This window comes from Phyllobacterium sp. (genome assembly GCF_037994425.1).
Lineage (GTDB): Bacteria > Pseudomonadota > Alphaproteobacteria > Rhizobiales > Rhizobiaceae > Phyllobacterium.
The window spans coordinates 1-6,272 of sequence record NZ_JBBNAM010000045.1; the positions used below are offsets into that span (position 1 = coordinate 1).

6 protein-coding genes and 1 pseudogene are annotated in these 6,272 nt (G+C 58.1%); all 7 read right to left on the reverse strand.

The genetic code is table 11. The annotated features are described in order from the left end of the window. Nucleotides 1-82 precede the first annotated feature (82 nt). Entirely contained in the window at nt 83-1,891 is a 1,809-nt protein-coding gene (gene atzF / locus AAAB35_RS02890) for an allophanate hydrolase (protein ID WP_340666731.1), read from the reverse strand. After that, the gene (locus tag AAAB35_RS02895; protein WP_340666732.1) at nt 1,888-2,241 is read right to left on the reverse strand and encodes a cupin domain-containing protein; all 354 of its coding nucleotides are present in this window, start codon (nt 2,239-2,241) and stop codon (nt 1,888-1,890) included. The genes atzF and AAAB35_RS02895 overlap by 4 nt, the downstream gene beginning before the upstream one ends. Then, nucleotides 2,234-2,902 carry an isochorismatase family cysteine hydrolase gene (locus AAAB35_RS02900; protein WP_340666733.1) on the reverse strand — a complete coding sequence of 223 codons (669 nt, stop codon included), beginning with the start codon at nt 2,900-2,902 and terminating at the stop codon, nt 2,234-2,236. The genes AAAB35_RS02895 and AAAB35_RS02900 overlap by 8 nt, the downstream gene beginning before the upstream one ends. Next, entirely contained in the window at nt 2,902-4,452 is a 1,551-nt protein-coding gene (locus tag AAAB35_RS02905; protein WP_340666735.1) for an ABC transporter ATP-binding protein, read from the reverse strand. Before AAAB35_RS02905 ends, AAAB35_RS02900 begins: the two co-directional genes overlap by 1 nt. Then, nucleotides 4,452-5,168 carry an isochorismatase family cysteine hydrolase gene (locus AAAB35_RS02910; RefSeq protein WP_340666734.1) on the reverse strand — a complete coding sequence of 239 codons (717 nt, stop codon included), beginning with the start codon at nt 5,166-5,168 and terminating at the stop codon, nt 4,452-4,454. Before AAAB35_RS02910 ends, AAAB35_RS02905 begins: the two co-directional genes overlap by 1 nt. 11 nt (nt 5,169-5,179) lie before the next feature. Further along, nucleotides 5,180-6,100, reverse strand: a complete 921-nt coding sequence (locus tag AAAB35_RS02915) for an ABC transporter permease (RefSeq protein WP_340666736.1) — start codon at nt 6,098-6,100, stop codon at nt 5,180-5,182. Then, nucleotides 6,100-6,272, reverse strand: a pseudogene (locus AAAB35_RS02920) (ABC transporter permease); the annotation flags it as partial. The pseudogene AAAB35_RS02920 and the gene AAAB35_RS02915, both read right to left, overlap by 1 nt.

Genomic DNA, 6,272 nt, shown 5'->3' on the forward strand with positions numbered 1-6,272 from the left:
CAGCAGCCCGGATCACATCACGATCACCGACCATGCCGTTGGTAGGATCAAATTCCACCCATACGGCTCCAACGAGGAGGGATCATGGCGTGGCGAGACTGTCGACATACGCCCGCCATCCGCCATAACCCGAAATCTCCTGCGCGCCTTGCAGACTTGCGGACTCAGCCAGAAAACCCTTGACCCACGTTCCGTCAGATAACTGAATGCTACCGATGCCTAGTGGTGGGGGGATGGCCGCGACGAATAGTCCGAAAGCTTCCGGTGTAAGTTGCCAAACCTCAAGCTCGATTGGCGCACCGTCATCATTGCTGGAGCGAACGAGTCCAGGTCTGGCGGGGGTTTGGCCGGCAAGCGAATATAGCCTATAGGCGGCTGTCGTGCTTGCCGTGCGCGAAAATCGAGCATTGAGCGCACGCAGCTGGCCGTTGAGCGGCATGCCGGAGAGATGCGCGCCAACGACAGCCAGGTCGATCAGGTCATTTTCTACGATTTCTGGCTGGGTGTGGCTCGCAGGCAAACCCCACTCGGTTGCGCCAAGTGTCATGCCTCTCGTGGTGTGAAGGTCGCGGGCGAGTCGGGCTGTCAAACCGTCCTTACCGGACACTGCCAGCAGCGTAACGCTCGCTGGCAGTCCGTCCGACCGCCGGCCGGTTGGTACTGCAATGCCGCACATGTCGAGCAGATTAACGAAATTGGTATAGGTGCCGAGCCGCGAGTTCTCGCGAATGGGTTCGGCTTCGAGTTCCCTTCGCGTATAGTGCCGCGGCGCGGTGGGCACGCAGAAAAGATCGACGGAAGCGATCAGCGATGCCAACTTGTGCTTCAGTGACTGCAATGCATAAAGGCCGTTGAAGGCATCGGCAGCCGACAAGGTTTTTGCGCCTCCATAAATCGTTCGCGTCACCGGATGGAAGGCGTCTTCACGCGAATCAAAGAAATCCTTGACCGCGGCATATCGCTCAGCCACCCATGCCCCCTCGTAAAGCAAGTTCGCTGTGGCATAAAAGTCCGCGAAGGGAACCTCGGTAATTTGGTGACCCAAACGGGTCAGGGTATCGAGGGCCTGGCCAAAGGCCGACTCCATTGCGGGGTCGCCAAAAAATTGCCGATCCTGTGTGCGCGGCACGCCAATCCTAAGAACTGGCGGAAGGTGACCATAGGCGATAGCCGGGAACGATTTCGAGTAGGCATCAGTGGGATCGTATTTTGCTGCCAACGAAAAAACGGTCCAGGCGTCATCAGTGGTAAGTGCAAAAATGGAAACGCAATCCAACGTCCGGCAGGCGGGAACAACACCGCTGGTGGAAAGCGCACCGACGCTGGGTTTAAGGCCAACGATATTGTTAAGCCCGGCCGGAATGCGGCCGGAACCCGCCGTATCGGTGCCGAGTGCGAATGTGACGATGCCGTGCGCCGTGGCCACGGCAGAGCCCGAACTTGAACCTCCAGGCACGAGCGAACGATCGATGGCATTGCGTGGCACAGGGAAGGGCGTGCGCACGCCTACGAGGCCGGTGGCGACCTGGTCGAGATTGGTCTTGCCAAAAACAAGCGCACCCGCCTTCCTCAAGAGGCGAACGACGGTTGCATCCTTGTCAGGCAAATAGGCAAAATCCGGGCAAGCGGCAGTGGTCGGCATTCCGGCGACATCAATATTATCCTTCACTGCAAACGGGATGCCCCACAGCGGCCGGGCGACCGGATCGAATGCACCAAGGCTTGCGGCTTCGTTCAGCAGAGCGTCCCTATTCGCCAGATGAAGGAAAATACCCGGATCGTCGACTGCTTCGAGGCGTGAGAACACGGTTTCGATCATATCCGAAATTGGCCAGCCGGCGGCGTAGGCCGCATGCAGGGACTTGATATCGAAAGCGTGTTCGCCAGTCATTCCTCTTCCTCTTGCAATATTTTCACCGGGCGGTCCCAGTGGATCAACACCACACAACCGCTCTCGCTCCAGACTGAATGTTCAGTACCTGCCTTGTTTATAACCACGCTACCGGGGCCATAGTCGCCAGTCTCGTCGGATTGGGTGCCGTCGAGGACGATGATGGTTTCGAGGCCCATATGCCGGTGGCGCGGAACGCCAGCGCCGGCATCGTATCTGAGTAGTGCGACGCCGGGTTGATCACCCTCGAAGGGCTGAACCCAGTGGATCATCACACCCGTCCGAAACCTATCGAACCCCAATGTCCGCCAACCCCCGGCTGTGAGCCCCGCGAGCATCGTTTCAGGCATTTGAAATTCCTTGAATGACATCGTCGACAGAAGCAATCCAGCCGACGATGGCGCCCTGTGCCTGTATCATGGCAATGGCCGCTGCTTTGAACTCTGGAAAATAGCTCTCGGTCGCATCCCTGGCGAGCAGACATTCATATCCACGGTCATTGGCTTCACGCATGGTGGTTTGCACGCAGACCTCAGTGGTCACACCGGCAAAGACGAGCTGCGCGATGCCACGTACCTTAAGAATGTCATCGAGCGGGGTTGCATAAAAAGCGCCTTTGCCGGGCTTCTCTATCACGGTCTCGCCATCGATTGGTGCCAGTTCCGCCATGATGGCGGTACCGGGCTCACCCGCAATCAGGATCCGTCCCATGGGCCCCCTGTCACCGATCTTCAGTGGCGGGTTGCCACGATTGCGCTTGGCAGGAGGCAGGTCGGAAAGGTTGGGTCGGTGACATTCCATTGTGTGAATCACCGGCAGCTTCGCATCGCGGAATCCCTGGATCAGGCGTTTGACGTCCGGCACGATGGATTGAACGCGGGCGACGTCGTTGCCGAGGCTGGCGCCAAAGCCACCCTCTTCGGCAAAATCGCGCTGCATATCGATGACGATGAGCGCGATGGCATTGCGCTTGAGCGGAAATGCGAACGGCTCTGCATTGATCCCGGTCATCAATGATGCCCCGCCATGTGGGCGCCGATCACCGAGATATCGGCTGAAAAGGCAGGTGTTTCATAGACAAGCTTGCCTTCGGACATCACCATGATGCGATCGGACATTTCCAGCAGTTCATCGAGATCCTCCGACAAAAGGAGCACGGCGGTGCCGGCGTTGCGGGCCCTGACAATGCGCGCGCGGATTTCGGCTACGGCAGAGAAGTCGAGGCCAAAACAGGGATTGGAAACGATCAATAGGTCAACCGCGCCGGTCAGTTCGCGGGCAAGTACTGCACGCTGGACGTTGCCGCCGGAAAGCGATGCGATCGGCGAGGAATTGGAAGCTGCCTTGATCTTGAAATCCTGGACCAACGAAGCGGCACGCTTGCGCATCGACTTCATGTCGAGCCAGACAGCTTCGCCGCCTTGCTTCTTGACGTCGAACGTGCGGAAAGCAAGGTTTTCCGTGACTGTCATCTTGGGTGCGCAGGCATTGTTCAGCGGCTCTTCGGGAATGAACCGTACATTGTTCACCCGCGTTTCCTGCCGGGTAGCGGCGTAGGGAGAACCCTTTACCGTAATGCTACCCGCATCCGGCGGCCGCTGGCCCGCAAGAATTTCTGCAAGCTCCTTCTGGCCGTTTCCGGAAATACCGGCAATGCCAACGATTTCGCCGGCAAGCACAGTCAAATTGCCGATATCGATGGTCTTCGAGCCCGTGCGGTCGGGTGCCCTGAGGTTGCTGACAACCAGGATTGGCTTGGCTTCTGGCGCAACCGGCATACGGGTATCGGACTCGGCAAGTTTCACATCGCCGATCATCATGTCGGCCATGTGCTTGGGCGAAAGGTCTTTCACCATACCGCCTCCCGCCATTTTACCGCGCCTGAGGATCGTGACTGCGTCGGCAAATTTGGTCACTTCGTGGAACTTGTGTGAGATCATCAATACTGTCAATTCGCCTCGCTCCGTCATGCCGCGTACGAGGCTCAACATTTCGTCGGCTTCCGCAGGCGTCAGCACCGAAGTGGGTTCATCGAGAATGAGAAAGCTACGCCCCAGATAAAGCTGCTTGACGATTTCAAGCTTTTGCTTCTCACCAGCCGCCAACTCGCTCACCGGCCGGTCGAGCGGGATCTTGAACGGCATCAGTTCCATGAACGCATTGAGGTCCTTGCGTTCCTTGGACCAGTTGATGATGGCAGGTACGTTTGTTCGGTTTATTACCAAGTTTTCCGCACCGGTCAGAGACGGTACCAGTGTGAACTGCTGGTAGACCATGCCAAGCCCATAGGTCGCTGCGTCCTTTGGCGAGCAAATTTCCACCTCGCGGCCGTCGACCGACAGGGAGCCCGAGGTCTGGTGGTAGAAACCCATGACGCATTTGACGAGCGTGGATTTTCCGGCACCGTTCTCGCCAAGCAAGGCATGAAACGTCCCGGCCGGAATGCCGATCGACACATTGTCGAGTGCGGTGAAGCTGCCGAAACGCATGGTGATGCCGAGCGTCTCGATGCCGACGGCCTTGCCGGCTTGCGGAAGAGGGGTGTCGCGGATTTGCGCGATCATGGCAATTGGCTCACAAGCGTCGGAGAATTTGAAACCGAACCGAACACACCGCCTTGCATTTTTACCATATTGATTGCTGCCAGATGATTACCGTAGTCGGTAGCGCCGCAGCAGTCTTCGAGCAGCAGGCATTCGAAGCCCCGGTCGTTGGCCTCGCGCATGGTGGTGTGAACGCACACATCGGTGGTGATGCCTGTGAGGATGATGTTTTCGATGCGTTTTTTCGTCAGGATCAATTCGAGGTCAGTGGCGCAGAAGGAACCCTTGCCAGGCTTGTCGATGATCGCTTCCCCTTCGATCGGATAGAGCTCCTCAATAATATCCCAACCAGGTTCGCCACGTACCAGAATGCGGCCGCAGGGACCGGCATCACCGATGCCGGCGTTGATGCGCTGCGAGCGCCAGCGCTTGTTGGCGGGCAGGTCGGCAAGGTCCGGTCGGTGCCCCTCCCGCGTGTGAAGGACATGGTAGCCTCCGGTCCGCATGGCAGCGAGCACAGCCTTGATCGGCTCGATGGGCGCGCGCACGAGAGAAAGGTCATAGCCCATGTGATCCACATAACCGCCGGGACCGCAGAAATCCGTTTGCATATCGATGATGATCAACGCGGTGTTGTCTGGCCGCAAAGCTCCGTTATAGGGCCAGGGATAGGGATTGGCGTCGATAAAGCTGAGTGTTTGACCGGTCGGAATTGTATTTGCGAGGCTATTCATGGCGAAGGTTCCTACTTCGTGATGGAGAGGGCCGCCGGAGCGCCGGCCAACGATCTGCTAGGCGAGGATGTGGCGACGAGAATGGCAAGGGTCAGCACATAGGGTGCGGCATAGAAAAGATAGTAACCCTGCGTGACGCCGACCGATTGCAGTGCGGGACCGAGCGCGCCCGCCCCACCAAAGAGCAGGGAGGCAAAGAAACAGCCGATCGGGTTCCATCGGGCGAAGATGACCAGCGCCACAGCCATCAAGCCCTGGCCAGAAGAAATCCCTTCGTTCCAGGAGCCGGGATAAAACAACGAAAGATAAGCCCCGCCGACGGCTGCAAGCGAGCCGCCGACCGCTGTTGCCAGAAGCCGCACGGTATCAGGGTTGAAACCCATGGCTCGAGCGGCGTCGGAACTATCGCCAACGACCCGCAGAATAAGCCCAATACGGGTGTTCCTGAACGCCCACCAAAGGGCAACCGACAGAAGTGCACCGAGGATGAAGAGTATATTGATGTTCAGCGCCGATTGGATTTGCGGCACGTTCGACCATCCACCGAGTGCGATTGAGGGAAGGTGCGGCGCGACAGGCTGGATGAACGGCTTTCCAAGAAAGAATGCGAGCCCCAGACCGAACTGCATCATGGCGATGCCGATGGCAATATCGTTGACCTTGGGAAATTTGCAGATGTAGCCGTGAATGAGACCAAAGACTGCCCCGGTCCCCATGGCCGCAAGCACCCCCAGCCACGGCGAATTGCTCAGCACGGCGATGGCGTAGGCCGTCATCGCGCCGAAGACCAGCGTTCCTTCAAGGCCAAGGTTGATGCGCCCGGATCGTTCGGTGATCGATTCCCCAAGGCTTACGAAGATAAAGGGAGTAGAGACGCGGATCGCCCCCGCGAAAATGGCGAGCGGAACGCCCCAGATGCCTATGCCATCCATCATGGGGTCCTCTTCCAAAGATCGGGGTTGAAGATTTTTAAGCGTCCGTAAAACGTCTCGCAGAACAGGATGACGACAAACAGCGTACCTTGCAGCACCAGCACTGTTGCATCAGGCAGTCCCATGCGGCGCTGGATCAAGCCGCCGGAAGCATCGATACCCCCAAGAAGAA

Excerpts from the sequence above, each read along its gene's own strand:
- atzF (WP_340666731.1), bottom strand. The coding sequence starts at position 1,891 with ATGACTGGCGAACACGCTTTCGATATCAAGTCCCTGCATGCGGCCTAC.
- AAAB35_RS02895 (WP_340666732.1), bottom strand. The coding sequence starts at position 2,241 with ATGCCTGAAACGATGCTCGCGGGGCTCACAGCCGGGGGTTGGCGGACA.
- AAAB35_RS02900 (WP_340666733.1), bottom strand. The coding sequence starts at position 2,902 with ATGACCGGGATCAATGCAGAGCCGTTCGCATTTCCGCTCAAGCGCAAT.
- AAAB35_RS02910 (WP_340666734.1), bottom strand. The coding sequence starts at position 5,168 with ATGAATAGCCTCGCAAATACAATTCCGACCGGTCAAACACTCAGCTTT.
- AAAB35_RS02915 (WP_340666736.1), bottom strand. The coding sequence starts at position 6,100 with ATGGATGGCATAGGCATCTGGGGCGTTCCGCTCGCCATTTTCGCGGGG.